Raw genomic sequence first — 20,052 nt, 5'->3', positions numbered from 1 at the left:
ATAAGAATAATGGTAATTTGACGTGAGTGTGAAAAGCGCATTCTTAGACGCGCACTCCCGGAAAAATTGCGCCATCACCTGAAGCCCTTGAATCCGCATGCGAATGCAATGGCCTTGTTCAGCCAGCTACATACTACTGTCAACCACCGTAAGGTTGTCTTGGTCTGCGCAACAATATCTTCTTCATTAACTAAGACCCTCTCCTAGGGAATCTGCGCAGTCAACGAATCGGAGGCGTCCAATAGCCTGCTCGTCACAGAGTCAACAGCCGTTGCACAGATCTCGTTACGGTTGTACCAGACCCTAACGAGTTTAATGGCGTACAGTTACCACACCAGCCCGAGCCAACTCGGTGAATCGCATTACCTTTTCTTCAACTGTTCATTTTATTTCAGCTTAAAACCGAGAGGTTGCCTGAAGTTTACTATCTGGATTGAGTATTGCACGAGGGGCTTTCATCATGGCCTGAAACTCCAAAGCGAAGACTTGAATGCAAAATCACAGGCCAGCGGGCAATAGAGTGATCAAGCACACTCATAAGACCGGCGCAAACAAATAGGCCGCTCGAGCCGCCACCCGATGCCAAAGCGGCTTATCGCTGATCTCTTCTGGCTGCATCTGCCGTGCCCGCGCGAAATCCGCCTTGAACATCGCATCAACCTCGGCGGCAAAGTCGGCGTCCATCACCATCGCCGTCACCTCGAAGTTGAGTCGAAAGGAGCGGTTGTCGAGGTTAACGGTACCCACTGCCGCACCGATTTCGTCAACCAAAAAGGCTTTGCCATGTAAGAAGCCCCCCTCGTAGCGATAGACCTCGACCCCCGCCTCGAGAAGCGAATCGAGAAAGGCATAGGCCGCAAAGTAGGTTAGAAGGTTATCTGGACGTTCGGGAATCAGGATTTTCACCTCTACTCCGCTTAACGAGGCTAGTTTAAGCATCGCCAGCACCCCCTCATCTGGCACAAAGTAGGGACTGGATATCCAGATACGCTCTTGCGCGGCGTGAATTGCCTGTTGAATCATCAGACTAGCCGTCTCAAATCGGTCTGCGGGCCCACTCGGAAGAATGAGCACCGGTGTACCATGGCCGCTTGGAATTAGCGGTGACCAGGGAAGCTCGGGGATTTCCTCAGTCGCCCAGTGCCAATCTTCAAGAAACACCAGCTGCAGCGCCAAGGCCGCAGGCCCCTCAATCATTAGGTGGGTATCACGCCACGGGCCAATTCGTGGGTGGCCTTCCAAGTATTCATCGCCAACATTGAATCCACCGACCCAAGCTCTTTCCCCATCGGCCACCATTATCTTGCGATGGTTGCGAAAGTTGAGCTGGAAGCGATTACCTGTCCCCCGCGTAGAATGAAAGCGATGTACTCGAACACCCGCCTCTTCCAGCGTCTGGAGATAGTGGCTCGGCAACGCATAACTTCCAATTTCATCGTATAGAAAGAAGACCTCCACGCCCTGCCTAGCCTTCTCAATCAGCCGTGCCTGCAGCGCCAATCCCACTGCATCAGCCCGAACGATATAAAACTGCACAAGCAGATAGCGCTCAGCAGCATCAATACCGGCAAACAAGCTCTCGAAGGTCTGCTCACCGTCGATCAGCAGTTCCACCCGGTTGCCACCTAGAAACGGCAGCTTGGCCAGCTGTTCGACACCCACCAGATGCTTGTCAGCGTGTTCATCCGAAACCCCATGAGCCCGCAGCTCGGCCAGTTTTTCAGCAAGCGCCTGCCCCAACACCGAGTTCTCGTCGCGTCGTGCAGAGACATAGCCCTGGAATTTCGTGCGGCCGAACACCCAGTAGGCTGGCACCGCCACATAGGGCAATGTGTTTAGTGAAACGATCCAGGCCACAGCTCCCTGAGAGGTACGGCTCGACATCATCGCATCCAGTGACGACACAAACCCAACCAGATGAGCAACTCCCACCACGAGCAGTAAACGACGCCAGAATCGACGTCGCCTGGAGGGCAGCGTTACTGCCCCCGGCTTTTCCCTTTCATCGCTCATGCTCCCCCTAAACCACCTTTTCTTCGCTGTAAAATCAGTTTTATCATTGCCGCAACCTGAACGGTAAAGACAATACTCACGAGCCCTACAAACCAGAACCGAAACCAATTGGGCCCAGACACCCCACTCTGGAAAACTAGATTCCTGAGACTCAGCTCATAATGTAGGAAGAGAAAGTAGATTCCATGAAGAGCAACTAGATAGAAAACCACATAGGCATAATTTTGAAGATGCTTCCATGTTGAGCTTCCCAGGAAGCGCATGGCCTTGTCGGATGATATGGCAAACAGGACGAGCCCAAAAAAGAGGGCGACTAACCCGACCATATTCGCAAGCCCGAACCCCGGATCCACAAGAACCGGGCCTGAAAGCCCCGCCAAAGGCAGCTCCTGATAGCCTAAAAATCCACGAATCGACCACCGTGCCCAGCCATCCCACACTAGAAAAGCATGCACAGAGGCAAAGATCGCAAACCAGATCCCGAAGGCTCGCCGCCAATTGACAAGAAAGCTCAATTGCCTAGGCCATATTTTCACCACAGGGCCTATCACCATGGTGACAAATAACAGGATAAAAGCAGCATCGCCTAAAGCACGCCAAGTGCGCATCTCAGCGTCCCACTCCATTCGGCTCAACCAAAAAAGATAAGCTGTCATGGCACCAATCAGTACAACAACGAAATGTCTTCCAATTCTATGACGCCTAGTCGACATACTGACTTTTTTAGCTATAACGTGATGGTTCATATTTTTTCATACCTAGACACCACTTCATCGCAAGGCTAACCCTATTTCACATATGATTAATATCGACTTTATTCGGGTGCCTGGGAAGCTTGGCTGACTTTTCTCAGCATCCCAAACACCCTTATGAAAGCGTTAAAGACCCACCTCATAAAGCAATATCAAGGGTTGTGCTTGTTCTTCTAGAAGCTCATCCTGAGTTGGCGTATCGATGGGCACTACTTGACCGTCGGATCTCTCCAGCAGTTCTTGGAGTTGTGCATAATTTACCGATTGATCCAAGATGTACTGATTGAGCTTCGGCTGCATCTCAAGCAGTGCTTGTCTGCCGTGGTTCTGATTTTCAAGAAACTGATATACCTGCACGAACGCAGTGCCATCGTCCCAGCCGATCTTGACGGGCTGATCGACGATATTAACCTGAGTGCCTAAAGGCACAGCACCGAATATTGCTTTAACATCTTCCGGAAACATGCGTATGCAGCCACGGCTGGCGCGCATGCCAATGCCGTCCGGATCATTGGTACCGTGAATTAGATAACCAGGAATATCGAGCAGGATGGCATGCTTGCCGAGCGGGTTATCGGGACCCGGCGGCACCACTGAGGGTGCCGGTTCGCCTCGCGCCGCCGCTTCTTCACGCATGGAACGTGGCGGATACCAGGCAGGATCCTCAAGCCGCATGGTAGTGGTGGTAATTCCCAGTGGGGTGTTATAGCCATCTCGACCGATACCGATCGGATAGGTCTCGACTCGCGGCACCTCACCTTCGCCTATCTCCGGAAAATAGTAGAGACGTAACTCGGCGATGTTAATTACAATGCCAGTCCTCTCGGCATCGGGCAGGATATACTGGGCTGGCACGAGCACTTCTGTTCCGACGCCCGGCACCCAAAGACTGACGTTCGGATTAGCCCGACGGATTTCCTCGTAGCCCAGGTTATGGGTACGGGCGATATCGAGGAGCGTATCCGCCTCGTTGTCTACCACTACCTTATAGGCCTCACCAATCAGGTCACCGTACTCAGGCAACCTGTAGTGGCCCTGCGGCCACTCCCCCACGTCTTCAGCAAGCACAGGCGAAGTGCTCAGCAGCGTAGCGATAAGCAACGCCCCTAGCCCCGTTTTAATAATAATGGCAGTAATGGTGTTGGAGTGCCCAAGCGATAGTATCATTGTGTCCTCCTCTCTCGGCGGCGCAGATATAAACCGGGTTGGCTATGATTATCCACCGGTTGTTGGCGCGACCAGGTGATCAGCGCCATGCCGACCAGTATCATAGGGGCAGTCAGCAGCATTCCCATGGTGACCCAGCCAAACGCGAGGAAGCCGATGTGTTCATCCGGCAACCTCACGAATTCAACTGTGAAGCGAAACACGCCGTACAGCAGCAAAAAAAGACCAGAGATCAGACCTCGCCGCCTCGGTTCAGCGGAAAGCCACCACAGCAGCACGAACAGCACCACCCCTTCCAGGGCGAATTCATAAAGCGCAGAGGGGTGTCGTGGCTCTGGGCCCATGTGGGGAAACGGCATCGCCCAGGGCAGGTTGCTGACGCGCCCCGGCAGCTCGTGATTGATGAAATTGCCGATTCGCCCTGCACCAAGACCGATCGGCACCAGTGGTGCGATGAAGTCGGTTAGGGCAAAGAAGCCGAGCCGATGCTTTCGCGCAAACCATAGCGTCGCCGCCAGCACCCCGAGCAGTCCACCATGAAAGCTCATACCGCCTTCCCAAACTTTGAACAGCCATAAGGGGTTGGCCATAAACTGTTCTATTCCATAGAACAGGACATAGCCCAACCGGCCACCAACCACTACGCCTACCGCGGAGTAAAAGATCAGGTCGCTAATGTCATCGTGGGTTAGCTTAAGCCGATTAGCTCTAAGGCGCCCAAGCCACCAGGCGGCGCCGAAGCCCACCACATACATCAGGCCATACCAGTGAATCGCGAACGGGCCGAGGCTGATGGCCACTGGATCAATCTGGGGATATTGCAACATGTGGTATCTCCCAATTCATTAGAGGTGCGACCAATCGCGCCCACCGTTATTACTGATCAGCAGTTGATTGAGGTCATCAACCGCCACCAAACGCTGGGAGTCGTGCGGATCCAGCGCCAGATGCATCAGATAGCGCTCTTCCCAGCCACGCTTGACTACCTCCCAATCCCGGCTGCCCTCCCCAACTCTCAGCAAGCCTACCCCTATCATGAAGGCGTAAAGCTCTCCTTGGCTGGCCACCACCAGGCTCGTAGGGCGACGCTCAGGGTATACTTGTCGCCATCGTTCGCCTCCGTCAGGACTCATCAATAGCCCGGTTTGGGTGGCGGCATAGAGTTGTTCGGGATCACGGCTCGAGGCAGCCAGTGAAATCAGCCCGGCCGGCGCCTGGGCGCGAATCTGCCAATTGGCTCCACCATCCTGGCTGACTTGGAGCTGGCCACCATTAGCCCCATAGAGCACGTCGGGACTGGCCTCACTGATGGTCATCTGATGAAAGTCCACCGGGCCATCAACGCCGATAGCTAATTGTGACCAGCTGCGGCCTGAATCCCGGGACTTAACCACGCCGAGGTTGCCTCCCCTGGCCGGGTGGCCGCTGGCAAAGAAGGTCTCGGCTTCTTCCGGGTGAGGAGCAAAACCCATGAAGTCATGGGTCTCCTCCGAGACCCGGCGGGCCATTCCATCACTACCAACGGCATAGAAGCCATGATGGGTGGCCAACCATAGTCGTTCGCTATCCGCTCGATCGACGGCCAGGCCGTGAATATGGGTCTGCTCTCGCAGTTGCTCAAGACTGATACTACTCGGTTCTCGGGAGCAACCTGAAAGCAAGGTAAGCAGGAAGGCCACGGCGAGTGGCCAGCGATAATAGGTCATGACATCACGTCCTTATCAGTCGTCAGGTGGACAAGCACCACGCAAAGCCAACGCGCAACGCCAAAGCAAAACAAGGCAAGGCAAGGCAAGGCAAGGCAAGCTCAACTCACACGGATCGTTGCCATCATGCCTAGCTCTTCGTGTTCGATGATGTGGCAGTGGAACAGCCAATCGCCGGGCTTGAGGAACACCATGCGCAGCCTGAGACGCTGATAAGGAGCCAGGTTGACGGTGTCCTTCCAGGCCAGCCAGGGCGCGTCTCGCCATTCCCTGTCAGCATCGCGGGTAGCGATCACCTGAAAGTGGGTGCCATGCACATGGAAGGGGTGATCCATATGGGAGTTATTGAAGACTTCCCACTCCTCTACCTCGCCAACCTGCCCCTCAAACAGGACGTCGTTCATGGCAAAGGCACGGCCGTTGATCAGAAAATCCACCTTGGGTCGAACCGCTCTATCATCGTCGCTAGCGTGACTCGCCCCATGCCCCGGCCCATGGGTTCCGTGATGGCTGTCACTGCCGCCGTGGCCGGCATGCGGATCGCCATTCACCGCACCGTGATTGTCATGGTCTGGCATCACCTCGGTCAGTTCCACTTGACGTCTCACCACTGGTTCGCCCAGGGGTTCGATATGGGACAAGGGGTCAGGTAACGCGACGGCGGGGTATACGCCAGTATTTAGGGTATGAATCGATAATAGCGAAGCAATCTCGTCCAGATGTGCCGGCTTAGCCCCCATCCAACCACGTGTATAGGGATGACTCGCCAGCTCAAAACTCCTTTCAGATTTCTCGCTGATGCGTACTAGCAGATCGACCCGCTCACCCGGGGTGAGCAGCAACTCTTCGAGTGGTTGTGGTCGCTCGATCAGCCCGCCATCGGTACCGATCAGGGTCAACTCGTGATCTTCCAAGCGTAAACGCAAGTACCGGCCAGCACAGGCGTTGACCAGCCGCAGCCGCAGAGTAGTGCCCGGCGCCACATCAAGACGTGGCTCGCGTTGGCCGTTGACCAACAGAAGCTCCCCCTCGCGTCCATTCATCCAATCTTCGCTGGTATGGGGCGCCACTTCGCCATTCATATTCAGGCGCAGGTCGCTGACCACTAGCAAATGCTCTTCCACCTCCGCGGGCAACACGCCTAATCGGGGCCTGACCAACAATGCACCCGCTAAACCATGAGCTACCTGACGCGCAGTACCTTCATGTGGGTGGGGGTGAAACCAGTGTAACCCTGCACTCCCCCTATGAAAAACATAACGATAATGTCGTGACTCTCCTGGTAATACGGCTTCCCAGGGTGCCCCATCTTGCGACTGGGGCACCGGTACCCCATGCCAGTGCAGCGTCGTTTCCTGCTCAAGCTCATTTATCAGCGTAATGTCTAACTCATCCCCCTCGCGCACCTCAATCAATGGCAACACTTTACCGTTGTAGAGCCACAACTTTGCCTCCAGCCCATCGCTCACTGGCAGCGCATGGGCAGCGGGGGTTAACACACTTTGAAAGCGCCCAACCTGATCACTCAAGTTTGCAATCCGAGGCAATGGTTGAAGGGGTTGTCCTGCAGGGATGCTAGCGTTATCTAGCAGAGCTGTTGGTGACGCCTGTGTATGCCGTCCGGCCAAAGCGTGAACCAATAGGCCAGACCCAGATAGGGCAATACCACCCAGGGTGGTGTAGCGAAGAAATTCGCGACGTTTCATGGCTATTCCTCGTGATTAAAATCATCATCTTGGCCCGCCATAGGCGAGCTGAACGTTCAGCGATGAAGGTTTAAACGCGAGGAGGGCGATCAAAGAGCGCGCGCGGAGCTGGCGACCAGTTGACCAGATAACGAGGCAAGGTCGACGTGGCGGAGGTTGCGTCTTCGATAAGCAACGCGAGATTTACCGCACACTGAGCACAGGGCATACAGCACTCTGCCATATGGGAGGCATCGTGGTCGCCAATGCTGACCGACCCAACAACTTCGATCGCTCCACTGGCTAGATCAATGTCAGTGAACAGACAAGGTTCATCTTCATGATGATCCATCGCCACGACTATCAATGGCTGCGCCAAGGCAAGGCTTATCAGCAAACAAAGCAGCCATTTAAAAGTGGAGCAATTCATGACAAAGAAGTAATCACTATCGAGTGGAGGATATTAAGAGTATTTCATGGCTTCACAGACACACGCAACCCAAGTGCAGCAGGCAGGTTGCCGAATTACCAAAATTGATACAGGTCAACAAACTGCCTACTTTCACGCCCTGAGATGCCTTAGGCATGCCTGAATGCCATATTGAGAATTGACCTAGGTGCTACACATAGCCTCAATACTTCAGGCATCGGCCTTTGATATAGGCCTGTCGCTAAGGAGAACGACCATGGATATTCGCAAGCACACTCTCGCCTTCGGACTCACCCTGGCCCTCGCAGCCAGTGGTACCGGCATTGCTTTCGCCCAGGGAATGATGGGTGACCAAGCGGGCCAGGGACGCTCCATGATGGAGGGCGGCATGGGTTCCGGCATGATGGGCGGCGGCCAAGGCGGAATGGGGCCCGGCATGATGGGGGAAATGATGGGCGGCGGCATGATGCCCTGCCCGATGATGGGCGGCGCCGGCATGGACATGATGTTGATGCTCGATGATGATCAACGCAGCGAGATGCGTGAGCTGATGCAGGAGCACCGACCTGCCCAGTTCGAACGCATGGGGCGGATGATAAACCTACGCGACGACCTGATGGCGGAGATGCACGGCGATCGCCCAGACCCTGATGAGGTTCAGGCGCTACACGGACAGATGGCCGAGTTGCACGGTGAGATGATGGCCGAGATGGTGCGCATGCGAAATGCCATGCATGACCTGATGAGCGACGAGCAGCGCCAACAGCTTGAGCAGGCCACACCCGAGGGCGGCGTCGATCCTGACGACCATGACGCCCACCACTGACCGAGATGTCACTGCGTAGGCATTAGGACGGACGGCCAACCCTGGCCGTTCTCTCATCAACGCCAGCAGGAGGTACACGATGTCCGATTCGACCCCGAACACAATCACCCTGACGGTGCCCGGCATGGGCAGCGACCACTGCGCCGGCATTGTGCGCAAAACGCTCGAACGCCTTGATGGCGTGGGCGTGATTCAGACCAATATTGCCAATCACCATGTCAGTGTGACCATCAAGGCAAGCGGGCCCGACGGCGACACCTTGAAGAAAGCCGTCGAAGGAGCAGGCTATGACGTGGCTGCCGTGCAGAGTGATCAGGAGGACGCCGAGAGCGACTCCGAGATCGAGGAGGCCTATCTAAGTCAGGCTCGCAGGCGACTGATCATCGCCGCGATACCCACCACCCTGATCATGCTGCTAATGATTCCGCACATGTTCTGGCAGCCAATTCCCGGCTATCTGGCCATCGTGGCACTGCTAGCCTTCCCGGTGGTATTCCTCTATGGCGGGGCAGCCACCCACAAGTCGACCTGGCGCTCGTTGAAAAACGGAACCTTTAATATGGATGTGCTGATCTCCATGGGCAGCCTGCCGCCCTACCTGATTGGCCTGGTCGGCTTTTTCTACACCATGACCTCGTTCATTGAGATGGCTGCCACCATCATGACCTTCCACTTGCTGGGCCGTTATTTGGAGGCACTAGCCAAAGGGCGCGCCTCCCAGGCTATTCGTCGCCTGATGACGCTGGGCGCCAAGACAGCGCGGGTGGAGCGCGACGGCGAGGAAATTGAAGTGCCGGTGAAAGAGCTCACGCCCGGTGACATCATGATCGTGCGCCCCGGCGATAAAATCCCCACCGACGGCGAAGTGGTCGAGGGTGAGAGCCATCTCGACGAGTCCCTCGCTACCGGCGAGTCGATACCGGTCTACAAGAGCACCGGCGACAGCGTGATCGGCGCCACCATCAACAAGGAGGGCCGATTGCGGGTCAAGGCGACCCGCGTCGGCGCCGATACTTTTCTCTCCCAAGTGGTGCGTCTGATCGACCAGGCTCAGGGCTCACGGGTGCCAATCCAAGAATTCGCCGACCGTATGACCGGCCGCTTCGTGCCAGCGGTACTGGCTATTTCACTGGCTAGCCTGATTGCATGGGCGCTGTTTCCAGACGTCCTGCGGCCGATTCTGGACTGGGGCGCGACCTTCCTGCCTTGGGTGAATCCAGATGCCAGCACACCAACGCTAGCCCTGATTGCCGCCGTCGCCGTGCTTGTCATCGCCTGTCCCTGCGCCCTCGGCCTAGCCACCCCCACCGCGCTGATGGTGGGCTCCGGTATCGGTGCCGAGCGCGGCATCCTGATCCGCTCCGGCGAAGCGATCCAGACCTTCAAGGACGTCAAAGTGATGGTGCTCGACAAGACCGGCACCATTACCCGCGGCGAGCCGAAGCTCACCGATGCCGTCACCGCCGAAGGAGTCGAGGAAACGCGCCTGCTGACCCTCGCCGCGAGCGTGGAGAACGCCTCGGAGCACCCCATCGCCCGGGCCATCGTGGATGGTGCCAAGGAACGCGATGTGAAGCCCGGTGAAGTCAGCGATTTTCGCTCCACCGGAGCGCGGGGCGTCTCGGGCAAGGTGGGCGATGAAACCGTGCTGATCGGCAATCGTCGACTGCTGGAAGAGGAAGGCGTGACAGGCCTTGAGGCTCTTGATGACGCCATGGCAGAGCTCGAGGGCAAGGGGCGCACCGTTGTGATCGTCGCCGCCGACGGTCAGGCCCTGGGCCTGGTGGCAGTGGCCGATACCCTCAAGGAAAAATCCGTAGAGGCCATCCGCGGCATGCATGACCTGGGCCTGCACGTGGTGATGATCACCGGCGACAACGAGCGCGCCGCCCGTGCCGTAGCAGACGAGGTGGGCATCGACGAGGTTCAGGCCGGGGTGTTGCCGGAAGGTAAGGTCGATGCCATCCGTAAACTTCAGGAGAAACATGGCAACCACGTGGCCATGGTCGGCGATGGCATCAATGATGCCGCGGCGTTGAAGCAAGCCAACGTTGGCATAGCCATCGGCGCGGGGGCAGATGTGGCCATTGAGGCCGCCGATGTGACCCTGGTGCGCGGCGAACTGACCGCCGTGGTGGATGCCATGCACCTATCTCGCGCCACCTTCGGCAAAATCGTCCAAAACCTGATCTGGGCCAGCGCTTATAACGTGGCAGCCATTCCCATCGCCGCGATTGGTCTGCTGCACCCGATGATCGGCGTCATCGCCATGACCGCAAGCTCTCTCTCCGTCATTGGCAACTCGCTGCTACTCAAGCGGCGCTTCGCCACAAACAACCCACAAGGAGACGCCAAATGAACCGCATTCACCACTGGATGATGACTGCTTGCTTAGTAATTATGGGCGTGGCCATGTTCTTTCTAATGTGGCGCGGCCAGTCACTGGGCACTGGGGCCTGGCTGTTGCTTCCCCTGACACTCTGTCTTGGCATGCATTTCCTCATGCATCGCCATTTCGGTCATCATCAAAGAAATAAGGATGAGAAGTGAGCCAGCGTCATTGCGTTCATGAAATCGATGTCTTCGGCATCAAATATAGCCAGTACTAGCTTCAGTCTTCCTTAAAGAGACAGGTGGCCAAGTAGTGACCACCTGCTATTTAAATATATAGATTTTGCTGGACTAGCATAGGTACTACTCAATATCCTGGATTTGAATATAGATAGAAAAAATAAAAACAAATAAAAACAAATAAAAACAAATAAAAACAAATAAAAACAAATACTTAATTTAACAAAAAGGAAATAACCATTGCCCTACTACCCAAACTGCATGGGCATAAGCTAGCAAGCAACCGGCCAGTTACTAAATCATGATCGCCAAAATATTCAGGTTTCTCGCTCTGTTCCTTGGCAACCGTAGTGCTAATGCTGGATGATGGCAATTCCAACTAGATGCTGACGCGTCCGAATTGCCAAAATAACGAATTATGCGGGAAAACACGCTGTCCTCCTCTTTATATCCTCTATTCTAAAGAGCTAAGCTGATTCATTCACTATGTACGTACCGGCACCCAAAATACCGGTGGGGTTAGGACTAGACATGGCCAAAGCAAATCCAGAAATTCTCAAGTGGGCTCGAGAAACTGCTGGCCTAAGCCTCGAGGAGGCGGCTAGCAAACTAGCCCTTGGCGGAAAGAGAGTGACCGGCTCAGAAATGTTGGCAGCGTATGAAGCGGGTGACCGTTCACCCACTCAGCCCCAATTGATGAAAATGGTTAAGCATTACCATAGGCCTTTCATAACTTTTTTTCTGCCTACTCCGCCGCGTAGTGCCTCGTTGGGCGAAGACTTCCGTCGTCTTCCTGAGGCGAAGCGGGATGAGCATCAAGGTAGCGTAAGCGCTCTTGTTCGTGACATCTACCTTCGCCAATCACTAGTTAAAGATGCTCTTATTGACAAAGAGGAGGACGTGATTGTCGATTTTGTGGGTAAAGGGCAAGTCACTTCAGCCGTAGATAGTGCCTGCCGTACAATAAGGGACTATTTTGAAATCGATATTGCCGCATATCGAAGAAGGAAAGGTGCCCACGAGGCATTCAAATATCTCCGAGAAAAAATCGAGATCAAAGGGATTTATGTGTTGCTCATTGGAGACTTGGGCAGTAATCATTCTTCAATCAATACCGAGGCCTTTCGCGGCTTCGCTCTCTCTGATCCTATTGCACCCTTTGTAGTAATCAATCAGAACGACTCGAAATCAGCCTGGTGCTTCACTCTGCTTCATGAAGTGGTACACCTGTGGCTGGGGAAAACTGGCATCAGCGCCCAGACGCACGAACACAAAATTGAGCGTTACTGCAACGATGTCGCGAGCCACATCCTGATTTCAGCAGATGAGGTGAGCGAGGTCTATGAAGCTGCCATGCAGTCGGAAGAGACCTTCGTCATAGCGCTGCAGCGGGAGGCAGGAGACCTCAATGTTAGCGCTTCACTGGTAGCGTACCGGCTGTTTCGTAGCAATCTGCTCAACCAAGCTCAATGGGAAAGGGCTAGCACTGAGCTTCGTGAGTTGTGGCTGAACAGTAAGGCCAAATCAAAGGAAAGCGAGTCTGGCTCAAGTGGAAATTTCTACAATACGCAGCGCCATCGTGCAGGAGGCGCTCTTATCAGCCTTGTTCGTCGTTCGCTACAGGATGGCGTTCTAACTGAAACCAAGGCGGGTCGTGTTCTGGGAGTTAACCCAGGTAATGTCGCTGAAATGGTAGGATTTTAATGCCTGACAAACAAAAAAAGCTGTTTCTTCTCGACGCTAATATCATCATTCACGCCCACGATTATTACTACCATATGGAGAGAGTGCCAGAATTTTGGCGCTGGCTTGAGTTTCATGCTGGCGATGGTTCTATCTGTATGCCGCTTGAGACAATTGATGAGATAAAAGGCGGCACAAAGGCACAGCATGCAAACTGGGCTAAAAGCCGAGAGATACGCGACCTCCTTGTTTTACAAGAAGAATTTGATGTGGACCTATTGAACAGAGTGCTAGACGAAGGATATGGATCAGACCTCGATGAGATAGAACTTGAGAAGGTTGGGAAGGATCCATTTTTAATCGCTTACGGTCTTCGGGATCCAGTCAACAGGATTGTGGTATCCAATGAGATTCCTAAACCCTCGGCACGTCGCAAGAACCGTAAAGTTCCGGATGTGTGCGATGATATGGGAGTCCGTTGTTGTACCGTTTATGCGCTATTACGCTCACTGGACTTCCGCACTAATTGGCGTGACAGTATTTAATGCCAGCTTTAGTTTGACGAATCACTGCTCCAGACATCGTCGCCTGTCAATTTTCTTGTCAAAACAGTGCAAGCACATTTTCACGCCGCAGCCGCAAACTCGAAATTCCTCGGCTTCTGATAGCCTGGTTAGAAAGGAGCTGGCACCTGTCGTACTCCATCTGAATACATGACACATGCTGCTTGGCGGCTAATTATGCCGTTCAAGGAATGCGAAATACGCTAGCAACCTAAACTACCTTTCTTTCTCCTCGTGCCATTGCTGGAAATATTTAGAACGTCCGCGGGCCGACTGAACCCTTATTTCGAGCCACGAGGGTCGCTAGCAAAAGGCTGGGGTAAACCCGGCCTTTTCACTATTAGCGCATTGCTCACTCCCCGTTTGGGTCTCCCGCCAAATACGCCTGGTAAAGGTCATCAAACAACATATCTGTATGTTGTAGTAGGGCATCATCGTCGTCACAACGCTCTTTAGCCCCGGCCAGCATGAGTTTTAACCCTACGGCCTCCGGCACAGGGGTGCCCCCCACATCCAAGTAGTGGACTAGCTCCGCAATCCTGCTCAAGCCTGCCTGTGTCTCAAGGCTAAAACTCGCGAGCAGCACTTCAAACGTGACCTTGTCATCAACATGGGTGAAATGAGCTCCATCAAAATCAAACCCCAGCGCGTCTGTCGGACACTGGCTCGGATGCTCAAGCCACACGAAGCGAGCCTCGGGATCAATAAAGCGCTTGATCAACCAAGCCGATGCCAGCCTATCCACCCAAGGGCGACGGCGCGTGGCCCACCATCTCCCGCGAAATGCAGAGTGATCAAGCCGTGGGATCTCGGCTTGGATCGGCTGGGGCTCGTCTGGCACAAAGCAACGATTAAAGACGGTCTCCGCATCTGCCAAGGCCATAACGGCGCGCTTGCTTTCTGACCCTGGATAAAAATCGATCTCCACAATGCCTTGTAAACGTCGCTGCAACTGGGTCAATTGACGCTGCGCTTCTCGCTCCTCCAACTGAGGGCAAGCCTGCTGCCAGTCAACCACTGCCGCTCGTAAGGCTTGAAAATCTGGCGTTCGATCAAAGAGCGAAGGCAACACATCGACGCTATCTATGGCAGATTCTTCTATCTCGATCAGCAGCGCGTTACCTCCCAGCTCCCGAATAGCGCCGACTTGTAACTCCAGCGCTTCCCTTCGCGAGGGGCTAGCAGGCAGTAAGTAGACACCATCTCTGAGTACCACGGCACCTAAACTACGAAGTGCCCGCCAGATCCTCATACGGGGTGTGCCCGCCCGCCCACTGAGGCGCATGATCAGGATTAACCAGTGCTGTACGTTATCTGTCATACCGCCTCTTTCGTTGTATGTATAACCCCATTGTTATACATTCTACAAAATAACACCCCTGACATCGTTAAAGAGTGTGCCATGCCGCCCATCATTGAGTCGCCCCATCAAGTACCGTTCCGTGAGGCCGTTAGGGTCTGGTTACGAATCGCACTATTAAGCTTCGGCGGCCCCGCCGGTCAGATAGCGGTGATGCATCGCATACTCGTTGAAGAAAAAAAATGGATTGGCGAGCGCCGTTTTCTGCACGCGCTTAACTACTGCATGATGCTGCCGGGGCCAGAAGCGCAACAGTTGGCTATCTATATCGGTTGGCTGATGCATCGTACCAAAGGTGGCTTGGTCGCGGGCAGCCTCTTTGTGCTACCTGGTTTCATCGCCATTCTGGCCCTGAGCTACCTGTATGCCGCCTTGGGCAATGTGGGAGCCGTTGAAGGGCTCTTCTTTGGCCTAAAAGCGGCGGTTCTAGCCGTGGTGCTTAACGCTGTCGTCCGTATAGGTAAAAGGGCACTGAAAAATCAGATAATGCTTGGCATCGCCGCTGCCGCGTTTGTCGCCATCTTCTTTTTTGAGGTAGCGTTTCCGCTGATTATTCTAGGCGCGGCCCTTCTGGGGTATTGGGGAGGGAAACGTGGCATGACGGCCTTTCAGGTAGGAGGTGGCCATGGAAATGCCGACGAGTCAGTGCTTAGCGACCGAGACTCCCTACTGGGCGAAGGGCTGCCTGCCCATGCACGCCCCAATCGCCAGTGGTCGCTACGTATGTCAGGCACGTTACTCCTATTGTGGCTAACACCGGTAGTGCTGCTATTGGCCCTATTCGGCAGCGAGAATGTGTTCAGTCAGATTGCTTTCTTCTTCAGTAAGATGGCGGTGGTGACCTTTGGCGGTGCCTATGCGGTGCTGGGTTACGTCACTCAAGAGGCGGTGCAAAATTATGGATGGTTGGCACCGGGCGAGATGCTGGATGGCCTGGGCATGGCGGAGACGACACCGGGCCCGTTAATTCAAGTCGTGCAGTTTGTTGGGTTTATGGGCGCTTATCGTGAGGCCACAGGCCTTGATCCTATGTTGGCCGCAACGCTCGCCGTATTGCTGACCACGTGGGTAACGTTCGTACCTTGTTTTCTTTGGATATTTTTAGGGGCTCCCTATGTGGAGCGTTTACGTGACAACCGCGCCCTCAGCGCGGCGCTGTCCGCCATTACCGCTGCGGTCGTCGGGGTTATCCTCAACTTAGCCATTTGGTTTGGACTTCACGTTATCTTCGCTGACGTAGGCGAAAGGCACGTGATGGGAGCGCGACTTTTAGCGCCGAACTTAGCGTCCCTCGATTTACTGGCGTTGTTACTGGCGGCAGGCGCCATGATCGCGATTTTTCATTTCAAGGTTGGCATGCTCAAGGTGCTGTTTGGCTGTGCGTTACTCGGCGTTCTAGCCTCCCTGGTTAGCTTCTAATTACCTCACACTGTCAAGCTTGCTAGAGCCCACTTGAGGGCAATATCCCTCCGCCAGCTTTATCAGATCATGATGGCCATCGCGTATGGTGGTTATCAATGACAAATACATGTCGATGCGAGCCTGGGGAATGATGGTGGAAATGGCGATGAGGTTCCGGCCCCTCCCACCCTTCATGCTCGTGCTGATGATGTTCATCGTGGTAGTGCCGGTGGGTATGGCTTATGGGGATGTGCTCGTGCTCAACAATCATCGGGTCACGTCTATGCCAGATAAGAGCTGTGAGCGCCGTTGCCGCCAGGGCCACCGTTCCCAGCAAAGCAAACGTCCCCTTCAGCCCAAGGTTCACCCCCAGCCAGCCTGCCAGCGGATAGGTGACCAGCCAACAGCTGTGTGACAACGAAAACTGGGCAGCAAACAGCGCTGGACGATCCTCGGGCTGGCATGAGCGCTTGAGCAGGCGCCCGGTGGGGGTCATGACCAATGAGGCCCCTGCGCCCAGCAGTAACCATAGCCCGACAAGCCCCGCAAACGATGGGCCTAGCCAGCCCAGGTAGAGGCTGAGAGCCATCATAACGCCACCCAGCAGCATGACCGGCCGTTCGGACACCCGATCCAGCACCTTGGGCAACAGTAAGGCCACTAGCATGGAGCCCCCGCCTGCGGCGGCAAAGGCCAGGGCTACCTCTTTCTCGCCCAAACCCAACACCGAGCGCACGAGCACTACCGTGTTGACGATCTGCATGGCCCCGGCGGCTGATACCGCCAGGCTCAACGCCAGCAGCCCGCGCAGCCGGGGCGTCTTTAGGTAAATTCGCGTGCCATGGGTAACGCGACGCCAAACGCCGGGAACATCCTCTAGGGCAAGAGGCGCAGGCAGGGTCACCGATATCACCAGGGCGGCAGAAATAAAGAAGGCCAATGCGTTGAGTACGAACAGGACATCAAAACCCATCACCATCAGCAATGCCGCCGCCGCCATCGGGCTAAGAAGGTTTTCTAAGTCATAGGCGAGGCGCGACAGGGATAATGCTCGCGTGTATTGCTCTTCGTCTTCGAGAATGTCAGGGATCGTCGCCTGGAAAACGGGTGTAAAGCCTGCTGAACAAGCATTGAGCAGAAAGATCAGCACATAGATCTGCCACACCTCGGTAACAAACGGCAGCGTGCAGACCACGGCCGCACGCAGCACGTCCAGGCTAACCAACAAGGTGCGCCGAGGCAGGCGTGAGGCATAGGCGCCGACCAGTGGGGCAATGCCCACGTAAGCGACCATCTTGATCGCCAGCGCGGTGCCGAGCACGACCCCCGCCTGACCCTCAGCAAGGTGATGAGCCAGTAATGCCAGAGCAACCGTGGTCAGACCGGTACCAATCAGTGCAATGACTTGAGCGAAAAAGAGATGGCAATAGACGCGATGGGCAAGTACATCAAGCATTGAGCGTTCCTCAAGTGAGGGGCTTAGATGCGTTTACAGGTAGCGGGCTATGGCCTTGAATTCTTCAGCCCGCGCCCGCTGGGTTTGACCCTGAGGGCCCAAAGCATCATCTAGGCAGTGGTCGATATGATCTAAAACCAAGGTACGTTTGGCCTGTTGAATGGCTTTCTCAACCGCATGGAGCTGCTGTGCAATGTCCAGGCAGTGGCGACCGTCCTCTATCATCTGCGTCACGCTCGAAAGGTGTCCCCGAGCGCGGTTTAAGCGCTTGATGATATCGGGATGTGACTGGTGAGTGTGTATGGTCATTTTCTTTTCCCTTATTATATTCCTATCCCCCTGGAGGGGATGTTAATCTATTGCTGGTTTTCTGCCAACGTTATAGTTCAAAGCAGACGGCTATCGATTTCTTTTTTTACATTCATCTTGGTTGCTTTACATGCTCAATCGGCTGCGCCACCGCCTTGGCTATCTGACCCTGCTGTTGGTGTTCCTGCCTAGTCTGGTAATCACCAGTGTGGGCGAGGCGCGTGCGCATGGGGCGGCGAGCATGATGGGCGTTGAGCCGTCTCTCCACGAGAATGTACAGAAAGGCCATGGGCATACCCATGGTCACGAGCATGAGGACGGCCGCCACCTCCATAATGAGAGTGGCGGCCACTTTCACGAAAAAGCGGATCGGCTCGGGTCGGGCATTACCATTGAGCCAAACTTCCGCAACGCCCTGCGGCTAGGTGAACGAAGCGGTCTACCGCTGCGTCGCGTCTACCGCTTTGAGCGTCCTCCACGGCCAGTCATTGCTGGATGACTGAGGCCGTCTGCCTGACGGCCATTCCTAATGACAGACCCGTGGAGGTTTTATGTTTCCATCCCAAATAGGGGGTGCGTTCAGCTTGTCTGCTATAACCCGACGCCACGCACTGACCCTTCTCACATTGCTGGTAATGCTCCTGGGAGCCAGCGGTGAAGCCCTTGCCCACGCTGTTGCTGAAGGCGATAAAGGGTACATCCAGGAGATCTATGGCGTTCACCTGATCTCGTTCGTCTATCTCGGTGCCAAGCACATGGTGACGGGGTATGACCACATCCTGTTTTTGCTAGGGGTCATCTTTTTCCTCTATCGAATGCAGCACATCGCTATCTACGTCAGCCTCTTTGCGATTGGTCACTCGACGACCATGCTGCTAGGGGTGTACTTCAATATTGGCATCAATAGCTACCTGATCGATGCCATCATCGGGCTCTCCGTTGTCTACAAAGCGCTCGATAACATTGGTGCGTATCAGCGCTGGTTCGGCTTTCAGCCCAATACCAAAGTGGCAACGCTGGTCTTCGGCCTGTTTCATGGCTTTGGATTGTCGAGCAAGATCATTGAATACGATATCTCCTCGGATGGGCTGGTTCCCAATCTGCTGGCGTTCAACGTCGGGGTGGAAATAGGCCAGCTATTGGCCTTGGGTGCGATCCTCATTGGCATGGGATTTTGGCGACGCACTGCCGGTTTCTTACGCCACGCCTATACCGCCAACGTCGCCATGATTTGTGCTGGCTTTATGCTGGTCGGTTATCAGCTCACCGGCTACTTCATCGCCTAATTCAGGAGAGACCCAAATGTACAATACCGATCTTCCAACCCGTGCCGAGTTACCTTCGACGGGTAAATTACTTCGATCTACATTGCTGGCTGCGGTAATAGCCACTGCTCTATTGGTCACCGTAGTGTTGCCCGCAGAGTATGCCATCGACCCCACCGGCGCGGGCCGCTTGTTGGGGCTGACCGAGATGGGTGAAATCAAGAACCAACTAGCCGAAGAGGCCGAGCTTGACCAGGCCAACGATCAAGCCAGTGTCCAACAGGCTTCTCAACCCACTGCACCTCAAGAGGCGAGTAGCGATAGCCAGCCTGCGACGGCAAGCGATGCTGGTTCTCAGACCGCCACGTCACAGGCAGAGATGGCTCCCCAAACAGCCAATTCAGCCCCAGCGAGTGATCCAGTCGCACCTTCGCCCGCTGAATCTGAAAGGATGATGACCGACGCCAGCGTCGCGCTAGCGGAGGCATTGGCTTCCGAGGAAGCCGCTTCCCAGGCGACACAAGCGGAAGAAGCGTCCCCATGGCGTGATGAGGTGAGCTTTACCCTGACGCCAGGGCAAGGCACGGAGTACAAACTCACCATGCAAGAAGGGGCGGTTGCTACCTTTGCTTGGGCATCAGAAGGTGGCCCTGTCAACTTTGATACGCACGGTGATGGCAATGGAAATTCCATCAGCTACGAGAAAGGACGTGGCGTACCCGAGGATGAGGGGGAGCTAGAAGCCGCTTTCACTGGCAATCATGGCTGGTTCTTCCGTAACCGCAATGACAACGATGTGACCATTGTCTTGCGCGTGGACGGAGATTATGGCGAGTTAGTGAAGGCCCTTTAACGGACTAGCCCC

At 54.9% G+C, this 20,052-nt stretch carries 19 protein-coding genes; 10 read left to right on the top strand and 9 right to left on the bottom strand.

All coding sequences use genetic code 11. The annotated features are described in order from the left end of the window. Positions 1 to 534: 534 nt before the first annotated feature. From cls to ACT3T7_RS17735, 6 genes are all read right to left on the bottom strand, one after another. On the bottom strand, positions 535 to 2,013 hold the full coding sequence (cls, locus tag ACT3T7_RS17760) for a cardiolipin synthase (RefSeq protein WP_050980320.1): 1,479 nt from the start codon (positions 2,011 to 2,013) through the stop codon (positions 535 to 537). Next, a complete protein-coding gene (locus tag ACT3T7_RS17755) occupies positions 2,010 to 2,759 on the bottom strand; it encodes a ferric reductase-like transmembrane domain-containing protein (RefSeq protein ID WP_081137392.1) in 750 nt (249 codons plus the stop codon). The genes cls and ACT3T7_RS17755 overlap by 4 nt, the downstream gene beginning before the upstream one ends. Positions 2,760 to 2,891: 132 nt before the next feature. After that, a complete protein-coding gene (locus ACT3T7_RS17750; protein WP_081195058.1) occupies positions 2,892 to 3,932 on the bottom strand; it encodes a L,D-transpeptidase family protein in 1,041 nt (346 codons plus the stop codon). Continuing rightward, entirely contained in the window at positions 3,929 to 4,759 is an 831-nt protein-coding gene (gene lgt / locus ACT3T7_RS17745; protein WP_081195060.1) for a prolipoprotein diacylglyceryl transferase, read from the bottom strand. Before lgt ends, ACT3T7_RS17750 begins: the two co-directional genes overlap by 4 nt. 18 nt (positions 4,760 to 4,777) lie before the next feature. Then, the gene (locus tag ACT3T7_RS17740) at positions 4,778 to 5,638 is read right to left on the bottom strand and encodes a F510_1955 family glycosylhydrolase (RefSeq protein WP_039181150.1); all 861 of its coding nucleotides are present in this window, start codon (positions 5,636 to 5,638) and stop codon (positions 4,778 to 4,780) included. 101 nt (positions 5,639 to 5,739) lie between these two features. Next, positions 5,740 to 7,167 (bottom strand): multicopper oxidase family protein, encoded by a 1,428-nt coding sequence (locus ACT3T7_RS17735; protein WP_444631818.1) that lies wholly within the window; start codon positions 7,165 to 7,167, stop codon positions 5,740 to 5,742. Positions 7,168 to 7,663: 496 nt separating this feature from the next. Between ACT3T7_RS17735 and ACT3T7_RS17730 the strand changes: the two genes are divergently transcribed. From ACT3T7_RS17730 to ACT3T7_RS17705, 6 genes are all read left to right on the top strand, one after another. Continuing rightward, the gene (locus tag ACT3T7_RS17730; protein WP_144983648.1) at positions 7,664 to 7,861 is read left to right on the top strand and encodes a hypothetical protein; all 198 of its coding nucleotides are present in this window, start codon (positions 7,664 to 7,666) and stop codon (positions 7,859 to 7,861) included. Between the two features lie 79 nt (positions 7,862 to 7,940). Beyond that, entirely contained in the window at positions 7,941 to 8,579 is a 639-nt protein-coding gene (locus ACT3T7_RS17725; RefSeq protein ID WP_444631817.1) for a Spy/CpxP family protein refolding chaperone, read from the top strand. 79 nt (positions 8,580 to 8,658) lie between these two features. After that, positions 8,659 to 10,938 (top strand): heavy metal translocating P-type ATPase, encoded by a 2,280-nt coding sequence (locus ACT3T7_RS17720; protein WP_096921765.1) that lies wholly within the window; start codon positions 8,659 to 8,661, stop codon positions 10,936 to 10,938. Next, on the top strand, positions 10,935 to 11,129 hold the full coding sequence (locus ACT3T7_RS17715; RefSeq protein ID WP_016915536.1) for a DUF2933 domain-containing protein: 195 nt from the start codon (positions 10,935 to 10,937) through the stop codon (positions 11,127 to 11,129). Before ACT3T7_RS17720 ends, ACT3T7_RS17715 begins: the two co-directional genes overlap by 4 nt. Before the next feature lie 552 nt (positions 11,130 to 11,681). After that, positions 11,682 to 12,854, top strand: coding sequence for an ImmA/IrrE family metallo-endopeptidase (locus ACT3T7_RS17710; RefSeq protein WP_170919469.1), 1,173 nt, complete (start codon positions 11,682 to 11,684; stop codon positions 12,852 to 12,854). Continuing rightward, complete coding sequence (locus tag ACT3T7_RS17705) at positions 12,854 to 13,378, top strand: DUF4411 family protein (protein ID WP_081137403.1); 525 nt, start codon at positions 12,854 to 12,856, stop codon at positions 13,376 to 13,378. The genes ACT3T7_RS17710 and ACT3T7_RS17705 overlap by 1 nt, the downstream gene beginning before the upstream one ends. Before the next feature lie 370 nt (positions 13,379 to 13,748). On the opposite strand, the gene ACT3T7_RS17700 is transcribed toward ACT3T7_RS17705, so the two are convergent. Next, positions 13,749 to 14,717: a chromate resistance protein gene (locus ACT3T7_RS17700; RefSeq protein WP_263065525.1), complete on the bottom strand. Its 969-nt coding sequence runs from the start codon at positions 14,715 to 14,717 to the stop codon at positions 13,749 to 13,751. Positions 14,718 to 14,798: 81 nt separating this feature from the next. Between ACT3T7_RS17700 and chrA the strand changes: the two genes are divergently transcribed. Next, positions 14,799 to 16,175 (top strand): chromate efflux transporter, encoded by a 1,377-nt coding sequence (gene chrA, locus ACT3T7_RS17695; protein WP_444631814.1) that lies wholly within the window; start codon positions 14,799 to 14,801, stop codon positions 16,173 to 16,175. A gap of 67 nt (positions 16,176 to 16,242) precedes the next feature. Here the strand turns inward: chrA and ACT3T7_RS17690 are convergent, their stop codons facing one another. Together ACT3T7_RS17690 and ACT3T7_RS17685 are read right to left on the bottom strand one after the other, a co-directional pair. Next, complete coding sequence (locus ACT3T7_RS17690; RefSeq protein WP_081137409.1) at positions 16,243 to 17,613, bottom strand: MFS transporter; 1,371 nt, start codon at positions 17,611 to 17,613, stop codon at positions 16,243 to 16,245. Between the two features lie 33 nt (positions 17,614 to 17,646). After that, entirely contained in the window at positions 17,647 to 17,922 is a 276-nt protein-coding gene (locus ACT3T7_RS17685) for a metal-sensing transcriptional repressor (RefSeq protein ID WP_263065521.1), read from the bottom strand. A gap of 130 nt (positions 17,923 to 18,052) precedes the next feature. Here ACT3T7_RS17685 and ACT3T7_RS17680 point away from each other — a divergent pair, with 130 nt between their 5' ends. From ACT3T7_RS17680 to ACT3T7_RS17670, 3 genes are read left to right on the top strand one after another with little or no spacing between them, the layout of a single operon-like run. Beyond that, complete coding sequence (locus ACT3T7_RS17680) at positions 18,053 to 18,421, top strand: hypothetical protein (protein WP_139790094.1); 369 nt, start codon at positions 18,053 to 18,055, stop codon at positions 18,419 to 18,421. 52 nt (positions 18,422 to 18,473) lie between these two features. Further along, positions 18,474 to 19,208, top strand: a complete 735-nt coding sequence (locus ACT3T7_RS17675; RefSeq protein ID WP_444631813.1) for a HupE/UreJ family protein — start codon at positions 18,474 to 18,476, stop codon at positions 19,206 to 19,208. Between the two features lie 16 nt (positions 19,209 to 19,224). Next, complete coding sequence (locus tag ACT3T7_RS17670; protein ID WP_263065517.1) at positions 19,225 to 20,040, top strand: hypothetical protein; 816 nt, start codon at positions 19,225 to 19,227, stop codon at positions 20,038 to 20,040. Positions 20,041 to 20,052 lie beyond the last annotated feature (12 nt).

It is taken from the genome of Halomonas sp. 111 (assembly GCF_052379685.1).
GTDB classification, from domain to species: Bacteria; Pseudomonadota; Gammaproteobacteria; order Pseudomonadales; family Halomonadaceae; genus Vreelandella; species Vreelandella citrativorans.
Note: the sequence above shows the minus strand (reverse complement) of the source record. Positions and strands in the feature narration are given on the sequence as shown.